The 21388-nt window shown below is 36.3% G+C and carries 20 protein-coding genes and 1 tRNA gene; 16 read left to right on the forward strand and 5 right to left on the reverse strand.

Annotated elements, in window-relative coordinates:
- The gene (locus ZA07_RS08715; RefSeq protein WP_053971312.1) at nucleotides 1-1089 is read left to right on the forward strand and encodes an ABC transporter permease; all 1089 of its coding nucleotides are present in this window, start codon (nucleotides 1-3) and stop codon (nucleotides 1087-1089) included.
- Between the two features lie 28 nt (nucleotides 1090-1117).
- Here the strand turns inward: ZA07_RS08715 and ZA07_RS08720 are convergent, their stop codons facing one another.
- The 3 genes from ZA07_RS08720 to ZA07_RS08730 are packed head-to-tail and all read right to left on the reverse strand — an operon-like array spanning nucleotide 1118 to nucleotide 3150.
- Entirely contained in the window at nucleotides 1118-1777 is a 660-nt protein-coding gene (locus ZA07_RS08720) for a hypothetical protein (RefSeq protein ID WP_053971313.1), read from the reverse strand.
- Nucleotides 1774-2376: a ribosome biogenesis GTP-binding protein YihA/YsxC gene (yihA, locus tag ZA07_RS08725; protein ID WP_053971314.1), complete on the reverse strand. Its 603-nt coding sequence runs from the start codon at nucleotides 2374-2376 to the stop codon at nucleotides 1774-1776. The genes ZA07_RS08720 and yihA overlap by 4 nt, the downstream gene beginning before the upstream one ends.
- Nucleotides 2377-2382: 6 nt before the next feature.
- Nucleotides 2383-3150, reverse strand: a complete 768-nt coding sequence (locus ZA07_RS08730; protein ID WP_053971315.1) for an alpha/beta fold hydrolase — start codon at nucleotides 3148-3150, stop codon at nucleotides 2383-2385.
- Between the two features lie 285 nt (nucleotides 3151-3435).
- Between ZA07_RS08730 and mraZ the strand changes: the two genes are divergently transcribed.
- The 15 genes from mraZ to ZA07_RS08805 all read left to right on the forward strand — a co-directional run bounded on the left by mraZ (nucleotide 3436) and on the right by ZA07_RS08805 (nucleotide 19488).
- Nucleotides 3436-3903 (forward strand): division/cell wall cluster transcriptional repressor MraZ, encoded by a 468-nt coding sequence (gene mraZ / locus ZA07_RS08735; protein WP_053972102.1) that lies wholly within the window; start codon nucleotides 3436-3438, stop codon nucleotides 3901-3903.
- Nucleotides 3890-4786: a 16S rRNA (cytosine(1402)-N(4))-methyltransferase RsmH gene (rsmH, locus tag ZA07_RS08740; RefSeq protein WP_053972103.1), complete on the forward strand. Its 897-nt coding sequence runs from the start codon at nucleotides 3890-3892 to the stop codon at nucleotides 4784-4786. The genes mraZ and rsmH overlap by 14 nt, the downstream gene beginning before the upstream one ends.
- A 4-nt stretch (nucleotides 4787-4790) precedes the next feature.
- The gene (locus tag ZA07_RS08745; RefSeq protein ID WP_053971316.1) at nucleotides 4791-5108 is read left to right on the forward strand and encodes an FtsL-like putative cell division protein; all 318 of its coding nucleotides are present in this window, start codon (nucleotides 4791-4793) and stop codon (nucleotides 5106-5108) included.
- Between the two features lie 61 nt (nucleotides 5109-5169).
- The gene (locus ZA07_RS08750; RefSeq protein WP_053971317.1) at nucleotides 5170-7128 is read left to right on the forward strand and encodes a penicillin-binding protein; all 1959 of its coding nucleotides are present in this window, start codon (nucleotides 5170-5172) and stop codon (nucleotides 7126-7128) included.
- Nucleotides 7125-8588 (forward strand): UDP-N-acetylmuramoyl-L-alanyl-D-glutamate--2,6-diaminopimelate ligase, encoded by a 1464-nt coding sequence (locus ZA07_RS08755; RefSeq protein ID WP_053971318.1) that lies wholly within the window; start codon nucleotides 7125-7127, stop codon nucleotides 8586-8588. Before ZA07_RS08750 ends, ZA07_RS08755 begins: the two co-directional genes overlap by 4 nt.
- Nucleotides 8589-9830 (forward strand): phospho-N-acetylmuramoyl-pentapeptide-transferase, encoded by a 1242-nt coding sequence (gene mraY / locus ZA07_RS08760; RefSeq protein WP_053971319.1) that lies wholly within the window; start codon nucleotides 8589-8591, stop codon nucleotides 9828-9830. It abuts the gene before it with no gap.
- A gap of 6 nt (nucleotides 9831-9836) precedes the next feature.
- Entirely contained in the window at nucleotides 9837-11171 is a 1335-nt protein-coding gene (gene murD, locus ZA07_RS08765; protein ID WP_053971320.1) for a UDP-N-acetylmuramoyl-L-alanine--D-glutamate ligase, read from the forward strand.
- Between the two features lie 8 nt (nucleotides 11172-11179).
- Nucleotides 11180-12373, forward strand: coding sequence for an FtsW/RodA/SpoVE family cell cycle protein (locus ZA07_RS08770; protein WP_053971321.1), 1194 nt, complete (start codon nucleotides 11180-11182; stop codon nucleotides 12371-12373).
- On the forward strand, nucleotides 12374-13468 hold the full coding sequence (gene murG / locus ZA07_RS08775) for an undecaprenyldiphospho-muramoylpentapeptide beta-N-acetylglucosaminyltransferase (RefSeq protein WP_053971322.1): 1095 nt from the start codon (nucleotides 12374-12376) through the stop codon (nucleotides 13466-13468). It abuts the gene before it with no gap.
- 1 nt (nucleotide 13469) lies between these two features.
- Complete coding sequence (gene murC, locus ZA07_RS08780) at nucleotides 13470-14822, forward strand: UDP-N-acetylmuramate--L-alanine ligase (RefSeq protein WP_053971323.1); 1353 nt, start codon at nucleotides 13470-13472, stop codon at nucleotides 14820-14822.
- The gene (locus ZA07_RS08785) at nucleotides 14809-15531 is read left to right on the forward strand and encodes a cell division protein FtsQ/DivIB (RefSeq protein ID WP_231628661.1); all 723 of its coding nucleotides are present in this window, start codon (nucleotides 14809-14811) and stop codon (nucleotides 15529-15531) included. The genes murC and ZA07_RS08785 overlap by 14 nt, the downstream gene beginning before the upstream one ends.
- A 3-nt stretch (nucleotides 15532-15534) precedes the next feature.
- The gene (ftsA, locus tag ZA07_RS08790) at nucleotides 15535-16866 is read left to right on the forward strand and encodes a cell division protein FtsA (protein WP_053971325.1); all 1332 of its coding nucleotides are present in this window, start codon (nucleotides 15535-15537) and stop codon (nucleotides 16864-16866) included.
- Between the two features lie 15 nt (nucleotides 16867-16881).
- Complete coding sequence (ftsZ, locus tag ZA07_RS08795; protein ID WP_053971326.1) at nucleotides 16882-18849, forward strand: cell division protein FtsZ; 1968 nt, start codon at nucleotides 16882-16884, stop codon at nucleotides 18847-18849.
- 102 nt (nucleotides 18850-18951) lie between these two features.
- Nucleotides 18952-19401, forward strand: coding sequence for a GatB/YqeY domain-containing protein (locus ZA07_RS08800; protein ID WP_053971327.1), 450 nt, complete (start codon nucleotides 18952-18954; stop codon nucleotides 19399-19401).
- Between the two features lie 13 nt (nucleotides 19402-19414).
- Nucleotides 19415-19488, forward strand: a tRNA-Arg gene (locus ZA07_RS08805).
- 219 nt (nucleotides 19489-19707) lie between these two features.
- Here ZA07_RS08805 and ZA07_RS08810 read toward each other — a convergent pair.
- Both ZA07_RS08810 and ZA07_RS08815 read right to left on the reverse strand, forming a co-directional pair.
- Nucleotides 19708-20280 carry a hypothetical protein gene (locus ZA07_RS08810; protein WP_053971328.1) on the reverse strand — a complete coding sequence of 191 codons (573 nt, stop codon included), beginning with the start codon at nucleotides 20278-20280 and terminating at the stop codon, nucleotides 19708-19710.
- 72 nt (nucleotides 20281-20352) lie between these two features.
- Entirely contained in the window at nucleotides 20353-21381 is a 1029-nt protein-coding gene (locus tag ZA07_RS08815) for a nucleotidyltransferase family protein (RefSeq protein ID WP_053971329.1), read from the reverse strand.
- Nucleotides 21382-21388: the final 7 nt, after the last annotated feature.

Raw genomic sequence — 21388 nt, forward strand, 5'->3', positions numbered from 1 at the left:
ATGGGTGAAGCTAATAACAACTCATTGTGGCAATTAGCGCTCCAAAAATTCAAACAGAATTTTTGGGGCGTTTTTAGTTTTATTTTTATTGTTTTGGTAGGATTGGTTGCTGTTTTCGCTTATCCATTGGCGCCTGATAATTCTCAAAATGCCAATCAGATGCATTTGGCAATCCATTCTAAAAAACCAGGATTTCAGGTTCAAATGATTTCCATTCCTTCTGAGTTGAATTCGAATCAAGGTTTTTTTAGTAAACTTTTTTTTGGTGATAGGAACACGGGAACCGAAGTTCCAATTTCCAGTTTTACAGTTAAAAAGGACACTCTTTTTTATTCAGAGTATGCTGCAGATGGGCTAGAAGGGCAGGAGAAATACTTGGCTCTTAATGGTATTTCAGAAAAGGAATTATTGGAAGAAAAGACTTTCTATTTTGGAACGGATAAATACGGTCGCGATTTGTTGAGCCGAGTGTTGGTAGGAGCTAGAATTTCATTTTTTATAGGTTTTGTGGCTGTTTTTATCTCCTTAATTATTGGGATTTTCATGGGGAGTTTAGCCGGTTATTTTGGAGGGAAAATTGATGCTGTTATCATGTGGGTCATCAATGTGACTTGGTCTATCCCTACATTACTTCTTGTAATTGCAATAACATTGGCATTGGGCAAAGGGTTTTGGCAAGTTTTTATTGCTGTTGGTTTGACTATGTGGGTGGAAGTGGCTAGAGTGGTAAGAGGTCAAATTATGAGTGTGAAGGAAATGCAGTATGTAACGGCAGCTCGGGCTTTGGGTTACAATGATTTTAGGATTATTACAAAACATATCCTGCCTAATATTATGGCTCCCGTTATTGTTATTTCGGCAGCTAATTTTGCATCAGCTATTTTGATTGAGAGTGGTTTGAGTTTTCTAGGAATTGGAGCTCAACCGCCCATGGCTAGTTGGGGCGCCATGATTAAAGATCACTATAACTACATCATTTTAGGAAAACCCTATTTAGCAATTATTCCTGGATTGTGCATTATGAGTTTGGTAATGGCCTTTATGCTCATGGGGAATGCCTTAAGAGATGCTTTGGATGTTAAGGCTTAATGTTCTCTAAGGATTTAGCTTTCCTTTTTTAATCATGAAAAAATTGACTCCAATTGACAGGGAGAAGATGATCGGCCATTTGGTCGGCCCGATATTCGCCATTTCTTATTAAGGTTTCCCCTTCGGGGTTTATGGCAATAAAGGTTCCGCAAAGTGTAGGAGTTAATTGTAGTTTGTTCTTAAAGAAATTGTCCGGGTCATTAAAAAAGTATTCTGATTTAAATGATTTTCTATTTTTTAATTTGATTCCCTCTTCAAATAAGACGATAAAATAAATTTCATTTTCGTTTAGTAATTCCTGGATGTCATTTAGAAACATTTTTCGGTCGGTTATTTCTGTGCTATCCCAAATGTTATCTCTGTTATTTGTACAAAGGTCATCTTTGTATCTGTATTCTATAACTATTGACCAGTTAGGGGGGATTTTATGTGGCGTAATAATTTCTAATTGATTCCGTATTTGGTTGTAATCAAACAAACCTTTTAAATATAAATTTTTGGAAAGTTGGAAGTACTGGGTATCATTTTTAAAATAACTCCATGTTGAATTAAGGGAATCCGCTCCCCATTTTGCTCTATATTTTTCCCAATTAATTTCTTGTCCTGTGGTATCAAGGTAAATTTTATCTTGAGAAAATGTGGGAAAACTTAATATCGAAATGATTATAACGACTAGGATTTGTTTCATTTAAACAAATTCTGATTAAGATCTTGAATATAATTCAACAGCTCATCCTTTCCTACGTTTTTGGATGAGGAGGTTATAAAATAATTGGGCATATCCTCCCAAAATTGAAGCATATCACTTTTATAGTCTTCAATATGCTTATCAATAGCACCCGGTTTTAGTTTGTCGGCTTTGGTGAAAATGATGGAAAAAGGGATCATGTTCTCGCCTAACCACTGCATGAATTCTAAATCTATAGGTTGGGGTTTGTGTCTAATATCTACAAGAACAAAGGCACACACCAGTTGTTTTCTTTTGCTGAAATATTCAGTAATAAATTTCTGAAATGTTTTTTTGGCGCTTTTAGAAACTCTCGCGTAACCATACCCAGGAAGATCCACCAAATACCAATTGCCATTTATTATAAAATGGTTGATTAACTGTGTTTTACCTGGTCTTCCAGAGGTTTTTGCTAAACTCTTTCTGTTGGTCAGCATGTTAATTAAGGAAGATTTACCAACATTGCTTCGTCCTATAAATGCGTATTCTGGTAAGTTGTTTTTAGGACATTTTGCAACGTCAGAATTGCTCATCACAAATTCCGCTGACTTTATTTCCATGTTATCTTATTTGTAGCCTTTTTTGGTAAGCCAATTATCCAATATCTCATTGAATTCATCAGGATGTTCCATCATAGCCGCATGACCACATTTATCAATCCAGAAGAGGTCAGAATCGGGTAGAAGTTCGTGAAATTCTTCAGCAACCTCAGGAGGTGTTACCGTGTCATTTTTTCCCCAAATAATACAAATTGGGATCTCCATATTGGGGAGGTCTTTTGCCATATTATGTCTAATGGCGCTTTTAGCAATTGCAAGTGTTTTTATTAGTTTATTTCGGTCATTGACCGTTGCAAAAACCTCGTCAACAATTTCTTTAGTAGCTACTTTAGGGTCATAAAAAACTTCTTCAGCCTTTTTCTTGATCACGTCATAGTCACTTCTTTTTGTATATCCACTTCCCATTGCACTTTCATAAAGACCAGAGCTGCCTGTTATGATTAAAGCCTTAACCTTATCAGGATAAAGTTTAGTGTGATAAAGTCCGATATGTCCTCCTAACGAATTTCCAAGCAGGATAACTTCTTTAAAGCCTTTATATTCAATGAAATCGTAAAGGTATTTAGCAAAACTTTTTACGTTCGTTTTTAAAAGGGACATGGTGTAAATGGGGAGTTCCGGAATTACAATCTTAAAACCTTTTTTACTGAAATAATCAGTAACGGAATCAAAGTTACTCAACCCACCCATCAAACCGTGTAAAACAATGATTGGGGTTCCTTCTCCTACTTCAATATAGCTGTAACTCTTCTCTTTTTTAAGTCTATGAGCCATTAATAATTTGGTCTATTCATCAAAAACAAATATAGGTAAATCATAATTAATATGTTCTAAATCTTTAACCTGAATTTAAATGTGGGCTGACAGATATTAACAATTTAGGGCGTGTATTTCTCCCACTTTTTTCCAAACTATGAACCTCTTTGAATTAGGGCATTGGCAAGTGTTCATGTCGAATTAAAGATTTGTTTGGTCGAAAAATTATCAACAAAGTGGGAGATTGTGGTAAAAAGTGGTATATTTTTCAATATATTTGGTTTTTATAGATCTATACGGCTTTTGAACTCATTAATAGGAACATACGAATGCAAAGTTGACTCGAAAGGGAGGCTGATGTTGCCTGCTCCGCTTAAAAAGCAGCTAATGCCTGTTTTGGAGAAGGGGTTTGTTTTAAAGAGAGCTGTTTTTCAACCTTGCCTTGAATTATATCCTATGGATGAATGGGAGGCCTTGATGCAAAAGGTGAATAAGCTTAATAGATTCAAGAAAAAGAATAACGATTTTATCAGGAGGTTTACAGCGGGAGTGAAAATTATTGAAGTGGATAATTCAGGTAGGTTGTTAATTCCCAAGGATTTGGTGGTCTTTGCAAATATCTCGAAAGAGATTGTGTTGTCATCGGCAATCAATATTGTTGAGGTGTGGGATAAAGATCGCTATGAAAAGGCGATTGATGATGCTGCGCTTGATTTTGCAGATTTAGCTGAAGAGGTAATGGGACAAGATGATGAAGATGGAATATCATAATCCAGTTTTGCTAAAGGAGACCGTTGATGGTCTAAACATTAAAGAGAATGGTGTTTATGTAGATGTCACTTTTGGAGGTGGTGGACATAGCAGGGAAATTCTTAATAGACTTGGAGAGAATGGCAGATTGTATGCCTTTGACCAGGATCCAGATGCTCTTAAAAATACAATTGACGATCCGAGATTTCAACTTATCCATGAGAATTTCAGATATCTGAAAAGATTTTTACGGTTTCATGGTGTGAAGGAGGTGGATGGTGTGCTAGGTGATTTTGGAGTGTCTTCACATCAATTTGATGTCGCTGAAAGAGGATTTTCTACTCGCTTTGACGCCGATTTGGATATGCGGATGAATCAACAAAGTAGATTGTCTGCTTATCATGTGGTGAATGAATATGATGAGAGTGACCTAAGAAGGGTACTTAAAGATTATGGCGAGTTGCGACAAGCTCCGATTATGGCCAGAGAAATAGTACATCAAAGAAATCAAAAAGAAATTAAGACTTCTAGTGATTTAAAAGACGTGTTGAAACGTTTTTTGAATCATAAGAAGGAGAATAAGGTATTGGCTCAGATTTATCAAGCTATCCGTATAGAAGTAAATCAGGAAATAGAAGTGCTGAAAGAGTTTTTGGAGCAGGTTCCTGAAGTTTTAAAAAAAGGAGGTCGGCTGAGCGTCATATCGTATCACTCGTTGGAGGATAGATTAGTAAAACGCTTTATAAGGAACGGTATGTTTGAAGGAGAGCCTGAGAGGGATATGTTTGGGAATTTTGAGGTGCCGATGAAAAAAATAGGAGGGTTGATTGTGCCTTCTCGAGAAGAGATAGAAATGAACAGTAGGGCTAGGAGTGCAAAATTGAGAATAGCTGAAAAATTATAAAGTAGTGAGCGGTAAAATTTCAGGCATATTAAAAGGAACGTTTTTGGTCAGTGATGATTCGTTTAAGAATTGGAGAATGATCTTGTTCTTGTCTGTTTTGGCGATGGTTATGATTGCTAGTTCTCATAGCGCAGATGCCAAAGTTCATGAAATAGCTCGTTTGGGTAATGAGGTGAAAGAACTTCATTCGGCTTTTGTGGAGGGGAGGAGTAAATTGATGAGGTTGAAAAATGAGACTACTGTGGAGGTCTTGATGAAAGAGAAGGGTATCATGATTTCAGAAATACCGCCGACAAAAATAAAAGTAAATTCTAAAAATTAGGTTCAACTTGGCAATAAGCGAGAAGAACATATTAAACCGATTGTATTTTTTAGCAGGATGTATGTTCATCTTCGCTCTTCTAGTTGTGTTTAAGCTTTTCAGTATTCAATTTATCAATGGTGAAAAGTATCGAGCGTTAGCTGAGAGTCGATTGGTGAAACAAGTTGTTATTCCGGCAAATCGTGGTAATGTGTATTCAGTAGGGGGGAATTTGTTAGCAACGAGTATTCCAAAATATGATATTCGGATCGACGCTGTGACCCCTTCTGCCAAAACCTTTGAGAAATACTTGAAGCCATTATGTGATTCCCTTTCAAAATATTCAGGGAAGCCATCTTCATACTATCAGAAAAACATTAGAAATGCTAGGGCTAATAAAAACCGCTATTATCTATTAGCCAGAAATATTGGCTATTCAGATTATTTGCGTTTAAGAAATTTTCCTATGCTGAATCTTGGAGCATACAAAGGGGGATTGATTGTTGAGCAGACAACTAAAAGGGAATATCCTATGGGTGGAATTGCTCATAGATCAATTGGGTATGAGCGTTTTGATGAAAAAGGTAATGTTACAAGAGCTGGAATAGATGGGGCTTTTGGGGCTAAATATTTAAGAGGCACAGACGGTAAGCGGCTAAAGCAGAAAATAGGAAAAGGAGAATGGAAGCCAATGACTGACTATAATCAAGTGGAACCTAAAGATGGATATGATATTTATACCACAATAAGTACCAATATTCAGGATATAGCACATCATTCCTTATTGCAGCAGTTGGAGTATTATGAAGCAGATCACGGATGTGTGATTGTCATGGAAGTAAAAACTGGTGAGATAAGAGCTATTTCCAATTTAGCAAAAACAAGTGAGGGGACTTACTATGAAAAACGCAATTATGCTGTTTGGGAGGCATTGGAGCCCGGGTCTACGTTTAAGACCATGGCTTTAATGGCGGCTTTGGAAGATAAGTTGATAGATACTTCGACTGTTGTGGATACTAAAAAGGGTAAGAAATTTTTCTATGGGCGCCCAATCAATGATTCCCATCACGGTGGTTTTGGTAAAATTTCAGCAGCTCGAGCTTTGGAGGTGTCCTCAAATATTGGTTTGGCAACCATTTTGGATGAAGGCTATAAAGACAATCCGGAAAAGTTTATTAATCGATTAAAAGACTGGAAGCTCAATGAACCATTAGGTTTGCCAATAAATGGAGAGGGAACGCCAGATATCCCAGAGCCTGGAAGTAAAAAATGGAGTAGAAATGCGTTGCCTTCTATGGCTTATGGTTACAATTTGGAATTAACGCCACTTCACACGCTAACTTTCTATAATGCCATAGCTAATGATGGGATTATGGTGAAGCCCAGATTTATTAGGGAAGTTAAAGAGCTGAATAAATCTATGGAGTCCTTTGAAAGGGAAATAATCAACGATAAGATTTGTTCCGATAAGACCTTAAAAGAGGTTCAAGATATATTAAAGCATGTAGTTGAGAGAGGTACGGGGAGTTCATTGTATTCGCCCTATTTCTCTATGGCCGGAAAAACGGGTACAGCGCAGTCTGAGTATTGGATGGAAGGCTGGAAGGAAAATAAGCGATACGTGTCTTCTTTTGCAGGATATTTCCCAGCTGAAAATCCTAAGTATTCATGCATTGTTGTGATTCATAAACCAAGTATAAAAAAAGGGTATTATGGGGCAGATGTTTCCGGGCCTGTGTTTAAAAGAATTGCCCAAAAAATATTTACCGATACACCTATTATTGATCGCATGGGAACCCTTGAAGTCAATGACCCTAAAGTAGGGAGTGAATATGAGTCCTTTTTCAAATTGGCTCAAAACCATAAAACAATTATGCCAGATGTGACTGGACTACCTCTTATGGATGCCATTTCCTTGTTGGAAAATATGGATATAGGCGTTAAGGTTCAAGTTGAAGGAAATGGAGTAGTAAAATCCCAGTCCATAGGTAAGGGTGAAAAATTAAAACAGAATCAAACAATAATTATAAAAGCATCTTGAAGCAATTAAAGGACATACTATATAAGGTTTCTCTCAATTCTGTTGTGGGCAATACTTCTTTGTCTGTAAACAAAATTGAGTTTGATTCAAGGGCTATTTCTGAGAACGACATATTTGTAGCAATTCGAGGTACTGTTGCAGACGGCCATGATTACATTAATAAGGCTATTGGTCAAGGCGCTTCAGCTATTATTTGTGAAAAATTACCCATTGAGTTAGTCAATGGGGTGGTTTACATAGTAGTTGAAAATGCATCAAGCGCCTTGGCTATCATGGCATCTAATTATTATTCCATGCCATCCGAAAATTTGAAATTAGTAGGAGTGACAGGTACCAATGGTAAAACTACCATAGCTTCTTTACTGTATCAGTTGTTTAAGAACGCAGGCTATAAAGTTGGTTTGCTTTCTACAGTGAAAATTATGGTCGATTCAAAGAAGTATAAAGCAACTCACACAACACCAGATTCCTTGACGATTAATAAATATCTCAAGATGATGAATGATGAAGGGGTGGAGTATTGCTTTATGGAAGTGAGTTCCCATGGTATTCATCAGAATAGAACTTTGGGTCTTCATTTTGCAGGAGGGATTTTTACAAATTTGACTCACGACCATTTAGATTACCATAAAACCTTTGCCGAATACAGAGATGTCAAAAAGCGCTTATTTGATGAACTACCGGAATCGGCTTTTGCTTTGGTTAATGTAGATGATAAGAATGGGTCATTTATGTTGCAAAATACCAAGGCAAAAAAATTCACCTATGCCTTAAAAAGTTATGCCGATTACAAAGCGCTGATTCTAGAAAATCAATTTAGTGGCTTGTTGCTCAAGATAAATGACAATGAAGTATGGACGAAATTGATTGGCAATTTCAATGCATATAACATCTTAGCTATTTATGCAGTTGCGGATTTGCTGGGACTTGAGAAGGTTGAAATCCTAAGATTGATAAGTGATTTGGAAAGTGTTTCAGGTAGGTTTCAGTATCTCATGTCGTCAAGTAAGATTACGGCTATTGTAGACTATGCACACACGCCAGATGCTTTAAAAAATGTATTGGAAACCATAAACAGTATCCGGACTAAAAATGAAGAATTGATAACGGTTGTAGGGTGTGGTGGCGATAGAGATAAAACCAAGAGACCAAAAATGGGACATATTGCTTCTCAGTTAAGCACCAAAGTCATTTTTACAAGTGATAATCCCAGAAGTGAAAATCCTGAGACCATTATTTCTGAGGTTGAAGCTGGAGTAGAACCTCAAAATTTCAAAAAAACCATGTCCATAACTGATAGGAAACAAGCCATTAAAACGGCTTGTCAACTGGCTAATGAAAGAGACATCATTCTAATCGCTGGTAAAGGGCATGAGACTTATCAAGAAATCAAAGGAGAACGATTTGATTTTGATGATTTTAAAATAGTAAAGGAATTTTTAAAGCAATTACAAAAATAGATGTTGTACTACTTATTTGACTATTTAGAAAAGCATTATCAACTACCTGGGGCTGCCTTGTTTGGTTACATCACTTTTAGGGCGGCGGTTGCGATGATTTTGTCTTTGCTTATTTCCATGATTTTTGGAAAGCGAATCATCAAATTCCTTCAAAAAAAGCAAGTCGGGGAAACGATTCGCGATTTAGGTTTGGAAGGACAGGTTGAGAAAGCAGGAACGCCTACCATGGGTGGTATCATCATCATTATGGCTACCGTGATTCCTGTTCTTTTAATATCCAAATTGGAGAACATCTACATCATTTTATTACTGGTTACCACCTTATGGATGGGAACTATTGGATTTATTGACGACTATATCAAAAAATTCAAAAATGATAAAGAAGGTTTGAAAGGGAAATTTAAGGTTTTGGGCCAAGTTGGCTTGGGTATTATTGTGGGAACCACTTTATACTTCAATGACTATGTAACTATCAAGGAAAAGTTGCCAGTTGAGCAACAAAAGGAGATTTTGGCCGAAAACCCTAATGCAGAACCTTCCAAATTGTTTAAAGCGGAAGAAAAATCGACCAAAACAACCATTCCTTTTGTTAAGAAAAACGAATTTGATTATGCCAGCTTGATTACTTGGATAAGTCCGCAGTTTAAGAAGTATGCTTGGGTGATTTTTATTTTGGTGTCTATTTTTATTATCACGGCAGTATCAAATGGTGCTAATCTTACTGATGGTATTGACGGTCTGGCGGCAGGTTCTTCTGCCATCATAGCTCTGACCTTGGGGATTTTTGCCTGGGTGTCTGGTAATATCATCTTTTCAGAATACTTAAATATCATGTACATACCTCGAGTTGAGGAAATCACCATTTACATAACGGCCTTTGTGGGAGCCTTAATAGGTTTTCTATGGTACAATACCTATCCAGCTCAGGTGTTCATGGGCGATACGGGTAGTTTGACTATAGGTGGAATTATTGCAGTTATTGCTATTGCTGTTAGAAAAGAATGGCTAATACCTGTTTTATGCGGCATCTTTTTGGCTGAAAATTTATCTGTGGTTATGCAGGTGAGCTATTTCAAATACACTAAGAAAAAATATGGAGAAGGAAGACGAATTTTTAAAATGTCGCCCTTGCATCACCATTATCAAAAATCAGGTTACCACGAAAGCAAGATAGTGACTCGGTTTTGGATCATCGGAATCATGCTCGCGATTGTATCCATTGTGACCTTGAAAATTAGATAGAGAAGAATGACTCAAAGACTAGTGATACTAGGTGGAGGTGAAAGTGGTGTAGGAACAGCACTTTTAGGAAGGCAAAAGGGGTTTGAAGTTTTTGTTTCAGATAAGGGGAGCATAAAAGATAAGTATAAAGAAGTTCTTATAAATAATGAGATTGAATGGGAGGATGAAAAACATACTGAGTCAGAGATTTTCAATGCTGATTTGGTAATGAAGAGTCCCGGTATTCCAGAAAAGGCACCTTTGGTGAAAATGATAAGGGAGAAGGGAATCCAAATTGTTTCAGAAATCGAGTTTGCATCTCGATATACCTCGGCAACGATTGTAGGTATTACTGGTAGTAATGGTAAAACAACTACTGCAAGCTTGACGCATCATATTTTGAAACAAGAACTGCAAGTAGGTTTGGCAGGGAATATTGGAGACAGTTTTGCTAAGCAAATATTGGAGCATGATTATGAAAATTATGTCCTTGAAATAAGCAGTTTTCAATTGGATGATATTTTGGACTTCAAGCCTCATATCGCTGTTTTGACCAATGTTACTCCAGATCATTTGGATCGATATAATTATCAATTTGAAAATTATATCGCTTCAAAGTTTAGGATAATTATGAATCAGACTCCAGAAGATTATTTCATTTATGATGCCGATGATGAGGTAATTCAGGAATGGTTGGAAAACAACCCAGTTCAATCAAGATTATTGCCATTTTCACTGAAGAAAACTTTTGAAAATGGTGCATTTATAGAAAACGAAAACATAAAAGTAATTATAGATAACAACCAGTTTATTATGCCAACAAAAGATTTAGCATTAGAAGGAAAACACAATATTAAAAATGCCATGGCTGCTTCAACCGTAGCGCATTTATTGAAAATCAGAAAGCAAACCATAAGAGAAAGTCTTGAAAATTTTCATGGTGTAGAACACCGATTGGAGCAAGTTTTAAAAATTAATAAAGTAAACTACATCAATGATTCCAAGGCAACGAATGTTAATGCGACCTATTATGCATTAGAAAGCATGGATGCCCCTACAGTGTGGATTGTTGGAGGTGAAGATAAAGGGAATAATTATCAAGAGCTTTTTCCTTTTGTAAATGAAAAGGTAAAGGCGGTTATCTGTTTGGGGATAGATAATGAAAAGTTGATTGAGAATTTTGCTCCTATGGTAGACGTTATTGTAGAGACACAATTTATGAGTGAGGCCGTAAAGATTGCTTACAAGATTGCTGAACCTGGTGACAATGTTTTATTGTCTCCAGCTTGTGCCAGCTTTGACTTGTTTCAAAATTATGAGGATAGAGGACGTCAATTTAAAGAGGCGGTTAGGAATTTATAAAAGATAGAATGAAGAGTTTATTAAAGAATCTAAAAGGAGATAGGTTGATTTGGTCCATTGCGGCCTTACTGGCTATATTTTCATTTTTGCCCGTTTATAGTGCTGCAAGTAATTTGGCTTATGTGAGTGGCAATGGAAATACTTTTGGGTTTTTTATAAAGCATTTGGTACATCTTTTTTTAGGGTTCTCTATCATGTATGGGATTCATAAAATTCCGTATCGTTATTTTCGAGGTTTGTCTATGGTTATGTTGCCTGTTGTTGTTGTATTGTTGGTTGTTACTATGCTTCAAGGGACTACTATTGATGGAGCCAATGCGAGCAGATGGATACAAATCCCCATTGTAAACATGTCGTTTCAAACCTCGACTCTGGCTATGGTGGTACTCATGGTTTATGTGGCTAGGTACATGTCAAAAATTAACGATAAAAAAATAACATTTAAGGAGTCAATTTTACCACTTTGGATGCCTGTTTTCTTAATACTTATTTTAATTTTGCCGGCCAACTTTTCTACAGCAGCCATCATGTTTGTGATGGTTATGATGTTGGTGTTCTTAGGTGGGTATCCTCTTAGGTATTTAGCGGTGATTATTGGGGCTGGTATGCTATCCTTGACCATATTTATTTTGGTTGCAAAGGCATTTCCAGATGCAATGCCAAATAGGGTAGACACATGGATGAGTAGGATAGAGAGTTTTGCAAATGAGGAGGTGACCGAAGAGGATTATCAAATTGAAAAGGCAAAAATAGCTATCGCATCTGGAGGAATTAGAGGTGTTGGGCCAGGTAAAAGTTTACAGAAGAATTTTCTGCCGCAATCTTCTTCAGATTTTATCTATGCCATTATTGTGGAAGAATATGGATTGATAGGGGGGCTTGTTTTGATGGTATCTTATTTGTGGCTATTGTTTAGAATCGTGATTGTGGCACAAAAGTCTGAAACCATCTTTGGGAAATTATTGGTGTTAGGAGTTGGTTTACCTATAGTGTTTCAAGCCTTGATTAATATGGCGGTAGCGGTACAGCTGTTCCCGGTAACGGGTCAAACATTACCATTGATAAGTAGTGGTGGAACCTCTATTTGGATGACATGTTTATCTGTAGGGATTATACTGAGTGTCAGTGTAAAAAGAGAAGAAATAAAAGAAAAAGAAAATACTGAGGAGAATCCTTTGGAGATTCTTTCAGAAACGATATAAATGAGCGCAATTAAAGTCATATTATCTGGTGGAGGAACGGGAGGTCATATCTATCCGGCCATTGCCATTGCCAATGAAATAAAATTGAGGTATCCAGATGCTCAAATTTTGTTTGTTGGTGCCAAGGATAAAATGGAGATGGATAAAGTGCCTCAAGCCGGTTATGACATCAAAGGATTGTGGATTTCTGGAATTCAGAGAGAATTGACTTTGAAAAATCTAAGCTTCCCATTTAAGCTAATAAGCAGTTTATTGAAGGCAAGGAAAATTGTGAATCAATTCAAGCCAGATATTGCCATTGGTACAGGCGGATTTGCCAGTGGACCCTTGTTGCAAATGGCAGTTTCTAAAGGGGTTCCAAGTCTTATCCAAGAACAGAATTCATTTCCTGGAATTACCAATAAGTTATTAGGCAAAAAGGCGGATAAAATATGTGTGGCTTATGATGGATTGGAACGTTTCTTTCCAGCTAAAAAAATGGTTAAAACAGGAAATCCCGTAAGGCAGGATTTATTGAAAATTGACAATAAAAAAGAGGCTGCAGATGAGCTATTTTCTCTTAAGCCCGATAAGAAAACATTATTGGTTTTAGGAGGGAGTTTGGGGGCTAGACGAATCAATCAACTTATTGAAAAGGAATTGGATTTTTTACAAATCCATAACATACAAGTCATTTGGCAATGTGGAAAATTATACTACGAAAAGTATAAAATTTATAACCATACCAAGGATGTGCAAGTTCATGCATTTATCAACGACATGGCTATGGCATATGCCGCGGCAGATATTATTATTTCAAGGGCTGGAGCAAGCTCGGTGTCAGAATTATGTATTGTGGGAAAGCCGGTCATTTTCATTCCTTCTCCCAATGTAGCTGAGGACCATCAAACCAAAAATGCAATGGCTGTTGTGAATAGGCAGGCTGCTCTTTTAATTAAAGAGGAAGATTTGGATGTTGATTTTGAAAATAAATTCTCCCAACTTATGGCTTCGCCTGAAAAGCAGGAGGAGTTGGGTAAGAATATTAAGGATCTGGCATTAGTAAATGCTACCAAGGATATAGTAAATGAAGTAGAAAAATTACTTAAAAACTAAATTGGATTTAAAAAACATACATAGCGTTTATTTCATCGGAATAGGAGGTATTGGTATGAGTGCATTAGCTAGGTACTTTCATGCCAAAGGGCTAACTGTGGGAGGTTATGACAAAACCCAAACCACATTGACTGATGAGTTAATAAACCTAGGTATGGATATTCATTTTGCTGATGATATAAGTTTGGTGAATCCTGTTTTTCTCAAAAGTAAGCAGGTGCTTGTAATTTATACACCAGCTATTCCTTCTGATCATAAGGAATTAAATTATTTCAAAACAGAGGGGTTTTGTGTGATGAAGCGATCTCAAGTTTTGGGGCTTATCACTGAAAACACTTTTTGTTTAGCGGTTGCTGGAACACATGGAAAAACAACAACGACCAGCATTTTGGGGCACTTGTTGAATGTTTGTGATGTCCCTGTGACAGCATTTTTAGGAGGAATAAGCGAAAATTATCAATCCAACTTGATACTAAACGGTACCGAGGTATCTGTTGTGGAGGCCGATGAGTTTGATAGATCCTTTTTAACGCTTTCCCCAGATTTGGCCTGTATAACCTCTATGGATGCGGACCATTTGGATATTTATGGAGATAAATTTGAATTGATAAAATCTTTTGAGGCCTTTGCCAAAAAAGTAAAAGATACAGGGAAGTTATTTGTTAAAAATGGCTTACCTCTTAAAGGGATAACATATGGGATTGAAGATGATTCAGACTATGCAATTATCCATTTAAGAATAGAAAATGGGAGTTATTTGTTTGATGTGCGAACGCCAAATGGAATAATAAACAATTTTAAATTTAACCTACCCGGTAGACATAATTTGTCGAATGCATTAATTGCCTTGGCGATGGCTGTGGAATTTGGTTGCCCTCACCAACAGCTCGCCAAGGCTTTAATTTCCTATCAAGGTGTGAAAAGAAGATTTTCTTATCACATTAAAACAGAGGAGCTTGTTTATATTGATGATTATGCCCACCATCCTGAGGAAATTAAGGCGGTTCATCAAGCGGTGAGTGAAATGTATCCTGATAAAAAAGTATTGGTTGTGTTTCAACCGCATTTGTTTAGTCGTACCAAAGATTTTGCTGAAGAGTTTGCATCCAGTTTAGGACTCTTTGATGAAGTGCGATTGCTGGACATATATCCAGCTAGGGAGCTACCTGTGGCCGGTGTGACATCTGAATGGCTTTTGTCAAAAATTCAGAATTCTAATAAGAGGCTCATCCAAAAGCATGAGATAATATCGGAAATTAAAAAGAGTGATGCTCCCGTAGTTTTAACCCTAGGAGCAGGAGATATTGGAGAGGAAGTTCAACGTATTAAAGAAAGCTTGAGTGTTGCGAGTTGATTGGAACATAGTAAAATTGGTGGTTTTAGGTTGCCTGGTGGTTTTTTTGTTCGCTTTTTCAGCAGATAGACAAATGAATCGGGAAATATCTCGTGTGGATATAAGTTTCATAGGCGATAACAACATGTATATCACACAGGAAACTGTTAGTAAATTGTTAATACAAAATCCGCAAAGGTCTCAAAAGGAGTTTAAAGAAATTATAGATTTGAATGGATTGGAACATGCCCTGAATTCCAATCCGATGATTAAAACTGCAGATGTCTATGTGACTGTAGATGGCGTGTTAAAGGCAGATGTAGTCCAAAAGAAACCTATAGCAAGAGTGCGTACAAATGCATCGTATTACATCGATGATCAGGGTAGTTATATGCCTTTGTCGTCCAATTATTCTGCCAGAGTACCACTTGTAACCGGAAGTATCGACAAAAATAATTTGTCAAATGTATTTGAAGTTGCCAGAAAAATTCAAAATGATGAGTTTTTAAAAAAACACGTTTTTGAAATAAGGCAAGACAAAAAGAATCATATATATCTCAGGTTGAGACAATATGATTTTATAGTAGAAATAGGAAAACCAACTAGCTTAGATAAAAAAATAAACAATCTCAAGGCATTTTATAAAAAGGCTTATAAAGAAAATAGGCTAAACAGTTACAGCAATATAAATCTGAGATTTGAAAGTCAAGTAGTCTGTACAAAAGTGTAAACAATGGAAAACAACATTGCAATAGGATTAGACATAGGAACCACGAAAATCGTGGCCATGATTGGTCGTAAAAATGAATACGGTAAAGTGGAGATTTTGGGAATTGGAAAATCCAAAAGCTTAGGTGTTCACCGTGGTGTGGTCAATAATATTACACAAACAATACAATCCATTCAAGCTGCAATTCAAGAAGCTGAAGCGGCTGCAGATATTAAAATTGAGGATGTAACGGTGGGTATTGCTGGCCAACATATCCGTAGTTTACAACATAGTGATTACATCACTAGACCCAATTCTGAGTTAGTAATCGACGAAGAAGATATTGAACAATTAATTAATCAAGTTCATAAGTTGGTCATGCTTCCCGGAGAGGAAATAATACATGTTTTGCCACAGGAATATAAGGTTGATGGACAGGCTGAGATTAAGGAGCCCATAGGGATGTATGGAGGACGTTTAGAGGCAAATTTCCATGTTGTGGTTGGGCAAGTATCTTCTATTAGAAACATTGGAAGGTGTGTAAAAAGTGCTGGTTTAAATCTGGAGGGAATTACATTAGAGCCATTAGCTTCTGCAAATGCTGTATTAAGCCAAGAGGAGAAAGAAGCTGGTGTAGCTTTAATTGATATAGGCGGTGGAACCACTGACTTAGCGGTATTTAAGGATGGCATTATTCGTCATACAGCTGTTATTCCGTTTGGAGGTAATGTCATTACTGAAGATATCAAAGAGGGTTGTTCCATAATTGAGAAACAAGCCGAGTTATTAAAGATCAAATTCGGTTCTGCCTGGCCAGGGGAAAACAAGGATAATGAAATTGTTTCCATTCCTGGTTTAAGAGGTAGGGAGCCAAAGGAGATTACGCTTAAAAATTTATCGAAAATTATTCATGCCCGAGTTGTTGAGATTATTGAACAGGTGTACTTGGAGATCAAAAATTACGGTCATGAAGAACAAAAGAAAAAACTTATTGCAGGTATCGTTTTGACAGGAGGCGGAAGTCAATTGAAACATTTAAAGCAATTAGTGGAATACATTACCGGGATGGATACAAGAATAGGTTATCCCAACGAACATTTGGCTGGAGATAGTGATGATGAAGTGACTAGTCCGTTATACGCTACGGCCGTAGGTTTGGTCATGGACGGATTGAAACGACATGAGAGAAAGAAAGCAGAGGCCAAAGCGCAAGAAAAGTATGAAGAACAAAAAGAACAGGCTCAAGAAACTAATGAAGAGCCTGAAGAACCAATAAAAGAACCAAAACCAGAACGTCGCTCTTTCTTGGATAAACTAACCGAAAGAGTGAAGGATTTTTTAGATAACGCAGAATAATAAAACCAAAGATTCATGAGCAGCAACACAGGAATTGAAAACAGTATCTCATTTGATTTACCTAAAAATCAGTCAAATGTTATCAAGGTTATTGGAGTTGGAGGTGGAGGTAGCAATGCTATTAACCACATGTTCCAACAAGGAATTAAGGGAGTCGATTTTGTAATTTGTAATACAGATGCCCAAGCACTTCAAAATAGCGGTGTTCCTAATAAAATTCAATTAGGGGTTAACCTAACTGAAGGGTTAGGTGCTGGTGCCAATCCAGAAATTGGAGAGAAGGCGGCCGTTGAAAGTTTTGAGGAAATAAGCAGCATGTTGGATTCCAATACCAAAATGGTTTTTATTACTGCAGGAATGGGAGGTGGAACTGGAACAGGTGCTGCCCCAATTATAGCCAAAATGGCAAAGGAAATGGATATTCTTACTGTAGGAATCGTAACAATGCCATTTCAATTTGAAGGAAAATTAAGAAACCAACAAGCCCAAAAGGGAATTGACAACCTAAGGTCTATGGTTGATTCTCTGGTAGTCATTAATAATAATAAACTACGAGAGGTATACGGGAATCTAGGCTTTAAAGCTGGGTTCTCCAAGGCAGATGAAGTCTTGTCTACAGCTGCTCGTGGTATAGCTGAAGTTATAACTCATCACTATACTCAAAACATCGATTTACGTGATGCTAAAACTGTATTAAGCAATAGTGGTACAGCTATTATGGGATCTGCAATAGCATCTGGTCAAAATAGAGCTCATGAAGCTATTAGAAAGGCATTGGATTCGCCATTGCTAAATGATAATAAGATTACGGGTGCTAAGAATGTATTGTTGCTTATCGTTTCTGGTGTTCAGGAAATCACTATCGATGAAATTGGGGAAATTAATGACCATATTCAAGACGAAGCGGGTCATGGAGCCAATATTATTATGGGGGTTGGTGAGGATGAGTCACTTGATGAATCTATAGCCGTAACAATTATTGCCACTGGTTTTGATTTGGATCAACAGAATGAAATCTCTAATACAGAGATTAAAAAAGTAATCCACGCCTTAGAAGATGATAAGCCCTTTGAAAAGGATTTAACAAAGAAAGAAAAGCAACCCGCTATTATTACTCCCAACATAGAATTAAAAGAGGAGAAAAAAGAAGAGGTTGTCAAGCATACATTAGATATTGAGGAATTGGATGATTTTCAAATTAATTCAGATCCATCACCTAAATTAAATCATTCTGAAGAGCCTTCGGGATTGATTAAGACAAATGAGGAAATTAAAAATATTAAGGTTACTTACGAAGAGGTAACTGCTGAAATTGAGGAAGAAGAGGATGATTATATCATCACTGAAATAAAACCTGAGGCAGTGGAAGAAAGTTATGAGGATGAGTATGGTGAGGAGGAGCAACAAATTACATTAACCTTTGATTTACCTATAAGTGAGTCTCCAATTACTAGCAAGGATAATGATTTTGTAGTGCATGAGTTGGATGAGAATGTTAAAAAAATGCCTGTAAGGGATTTTGTTGAGGTAATTCCTGTCACCGAGTCTAATGAAAAGGGAGAAGTAAGGTATGCCTTAGATGACTACATTGAAGTAGAGTCTGAAATGAACCCTAAAAAGAATGAGGTGGTCATTGAGGAACAGGATGTAGTATTTGAAAAGAAAACTTTAAAAGAGGATGTTGACCAGGGAACAGAGTCTGGTGGGGATATAGATCCTATGAACAGTCCAATATCTGATATGTTAAAAGAGCGTGCGGAGGAAAGAAGGAGAAAGATGAAGGATTTTAATTATAAATTCAACACGAATAAGATTGATGATATTGAAAAAATACCTGCATACAAAAGACAAGGTGTAGATTTAAATGATACCCCACATTCGTCAGATTCAAGTAGTATGTCCAGTACCAGTATTAGTTTGGATGACAATAATGATATACAGATGAGAAATAACAATTCATTTCTTCATGACAATGTAGATTAATAGCAATTAAGTTTAGTGTTTAAGCTTCTTGGAAACCCGAAGAATCAGTAATGGTTTTTCGGGTTTTCTTTAGTATCTTCGCAAACGCAAAATTAACGGATTATGAGTTTACAGAATAAAGTGATGGATGGTATGAAAGAGGCCATGAAAGCAAAGAATCAAACAGCTTTAACTGCTTTGAGAGCCATAAAATCATCTATACTTTTAGCACAAACGGAGACGGGTGCTGGTGATGGTTTAACCGAAGACGAGGAGCTTAAATTACTTCAGAAACTGGTTAAACAACGTCAAGATAGTGCAGCTATTTATTTAGAACAAGGAAGAGAAGATTTGGCGCAACCTGAAATAGATGAAGCCAAAGTTATTAGTCAATTTTTACCAGAGCAACTTTCTGAAACTGAAATTGAAAAGGTAGTTGTTGCTACAATCGAGGAGGTTGGTGCAGATGGTATGAAAGATATGGGAAAAGTAATGGGACTTGTTAGTAAGGAACTAGCTGGAAAAGCCGATGGAAAAACTATTTCAACCATTGTAAAGGCTAAATTGAGTTAGATCATACTTTTTTGGCCGCGTAGTTCAACTGGATAGAATATCAGATTTCGGCTCTGAGGGTTGGGGGTTCGAATCCCTCCGCGGTCACAGATAGATAAAAAAGTCGCACGATATATCAAGTTTACTTGAATTTGAAAGTGGGGCTTTTTTATTTTCAACACGCAGTGTTGAGCGAAATATAATCCTCCGCGGTCACTTTTTATTAGATGACAAAGCTTTAGCGGTTTATTTGATCTGAAAATTGATAAAAAAATTAAGGGACATAAAATGATATGTCCCTTAATTTTTTTATTGTTATGATACCTTTTAAAGCTTAAAGACGCCCATTAAATAATATTGATAATGGTTGTTGTCATATTGTCTGTCCAATCTATGAAAGGCCCATTTCCCTGCAGCTTGAAGTCGTATTCCAATGTTGTCAGAAACCCACACAGTTCCTCCTAAAGCCAGATTCCAGGAGAAATTGGATTCTTCAATGGAAAAATACCCAGGTCCCGTACTCACATAAAGGTCTAGCCAATCTGGTTCCCTTTTAAAAATTAAATCGGAATAATAGAATTTTAAATAGGTATTTGTTGTGAAAAATGTCTTGTCTTCATCTAAAACACCATTATCAATAAATTCTCCTTTTTTATACCCATTCATTGAAAAATCTTGTTCAAAGTATAGGTAGCTATTTATACCAAATTCAACCGAAAATGCAATAGGTATATGAAATGCAATTTCATCAAAATCTTTCCAAGGTTTTCTGGTGCCTTCGGTCACTAAGCCATTGACACCTAAACTAACCAAAACAGATGGTTCATTTTCCAAGCGCATTTGGCTATAACCACTAGTGAAAGTAGAAATGAGAAATGCTAAAATTAAGAGTCTCTTCATAAAAAAAGGTTTGTTCAAAAATAGAGTTTTAGTTGATAATAAAAAAAAATTACTGCTAGAAATTACATTTGCTTATTCCTTTAAGTTCAGTATTTTATTTCTTAAAACATGTTTTCTGTAGCTTGGATTGCTTACAAATAGTTGTAATCTTTCAGTTACAGTATAATATCTGGACAAACTTCTGATAAAACTTCGTTTTATGCCTTTCCTTTTTGACAAATGTTTAAAAATGATATATTTAAAGGATCTGTTTTTTGGCTTGTCTGAATTTTTTAATGTTTGAAAATAAATTGATGATAGTTCGATAAATAATTTCCCAAAAGCGTTCGATTTAATAGTTTTATAAACTTCTTGATTTGGATCTAATCCTAGAATTAAGGTATCATAAGTAGATTTAAATTTTACATTTGGAATTTTCTGATATTTATCATTGATTTGAGTTGTATAGGCTGCTATTTTTATAGAATCCTGTTTGTTTGGAATTGGAATTCCTTGTAAATATATTTTGTTTTTAAGGATATAAGCTGGGTTTAAAAGATAGTTTGTTTTAAGGTTTAATAGAAACTCATGTAGTTCTATGGCTCCATATTTATTCTTTGAAATCTGTCTTGGATAATGACGGTAATCTTTTACTTCGTAGTTGAATGGTCTAAGGTCATTGTACCCTTGAGTTTTTAAAAGCTTAAATGCACGATCGATCTGATTCCGATCAATTAATATATCTATATCGCCAATCATACGAAAACCGATATCTTCAATTAGATTCGAAGCAATTATTGCTATACCTTTTATAAACACATGATTAATATTATTCTCTGAAAGTAAGTTTGTTATTTCTTGTGTTTCCGAAAGCAAAATGGCATTCCTGTTTCTGTTTATTTTGGTAATCTCTTCAAGATATTCATTTAAATCTTCCGGAAGATATCTCAATAAATCTTTTCTTTTGAGTGATAAAAATGAAGCAGGAAGCATTAATTCGCTACTAGCAACTTTTACAAATTCATCCCAATTAACCTGTTCTGAGGTAAAAATATTTTTTAATTTTTCCTCATTATTAGTATTTGAAAGAATATGTCCTAAAAGATGGTATTCCGTCTTCAAATCTCGA

The organism is Mangrovimonas sp. ST2L15 (genome assembly GCF_001280515.1).
GTDB classification, from domain to species: domain Bacteria; phylum Bacteroidota; class Bacteroidia; order Flavobacteriales; family Flavobacteriaceae; genus Mangrovimonas; species Mangrovimonas futianensis.